Source organism: Mucilaginibacter sp. P4_G9, assembly GCF_056400985.1.
The window spans coordinates 1-1,186 of sequence record NZ_JBFUKF010000785.1; the positions used below are offsets into that span (position 1 = coordinate 1).

Genomic DNA, 1,186 nt, shown 5'->3' on the forward strand with positions numbered 1-1,186 from the left:
CTCCAGCGGAGCACAACCCTATCGGACAAGTTTATTCGGGCAGTTTGAAAATATACTGCTCCTCATATGGAATATCAAAGCGTTTTAACAATTGTTTATATTCAACTAAAAACGATTTTTCCTGATGATGTTCCTTTTGATTTAAAATATATTTCACAACCTTGTCAACCTCCGACCGGCTATGGCTGAAAGCCCCATATCCATGTTGCCACTGAAATTTGCCGATGGTTAAATTCTCTTTGTTTACCCATTCGGATGAATCGCTTTTTACCACTTTCATTAAATCGGAAATGGACTGTTTGGGGTTTAAACCAATAAACAGATGCATATGATCGGGCATGTTATTAATGGCTATCATCTTATGTCCATTGTTTTGAACAATTGCGGTCATATAAAGCCTTAAGCGTTCGTCCCAATCTTCATTAAGTAATGCGGCGCGGTATTTAACAGCAAATACAAAATGGATGTAGAGTTGTGTATAGGTATTGTTGACAGACATAGCGGGTAATATTCAATAAGTCGAGCTCCTCTGGAGCTCTAAAATCAAATTTATATTTTTTTCTACAAAGCTGCTGCTCCTCTGGAGCAGGTTCCGCATTATTTATAAAAATTCTACAAAGATGCTGCTCCCCCGGAGCAGGAACGCAACATCATTCAGAGCTGCTCCAGCGGAGCAAAAGCTTTGTAGGAAAAGAATGACAACGACGTTTTGTGCTCCAGAGGAGCACCACTATTCAATGTGCTTATTCGGGCTGTTTAAAATCTTTCTACACAGCTTTTGCTCCTCTGGAGCAGGAACTACGCATTATTCATAAAAATTCTACAAAGCGGCTGCTCCTCCGGAGCACGAGCGCAGTATTATTCATAAAAATTCCACTTGTTTAAATACATTCCACCATCTGAACTATAYGATTTATTTAAATGTTTTTGCATCGGCTTATTTCAATTYCACGTGCAAAAATGATTCAGAGTTGCTCCAGRGGAGCAAWAGCTTTGTAGACAGACAACGAGGTGTCTTGTGCTCCAGAGGAGCACCACCTTCAATATGCTTATTCAGGACGATCTTTCTACAAAGCTGCTACTTCGCTGGAGCAGGAATTACGCATATTATTTTCTACAAAGCTGCTGCTCCTCTGGAGCAGGAACCCGGCACTATTTATAAAAACCTTGTTTACTTATGTTCCAC

1 protein-coding gene is annotated in these 1,186 nt (G+C 40.1%); it reads right to left on the minus strand.

Annotated elements, in window-relative coordinates:
* Window positions 1-31: 31 nt before the first annotated feature.
* Window positions 32-499, minus strand: coding sequence for an IS200/IS605 family transposase (tnpA, locus tag AC1DPZ_RS27635; protein WP_477409560.1), 468 nt, complete (start codon window positions 497-499; stop codon window positions 32-34).
* Window positions 500-1,186: the final 687 nt, after the last annotated feature.

What these genes read in the sequence shown, in the direction of transcription:
- tnpA (WP_477409560.1), bottom strand. Translation starts at nt 499, where the DNA reads ATGTCTGTCAACAATACCTATACACAACTCTACATCCATTTTGTATTT.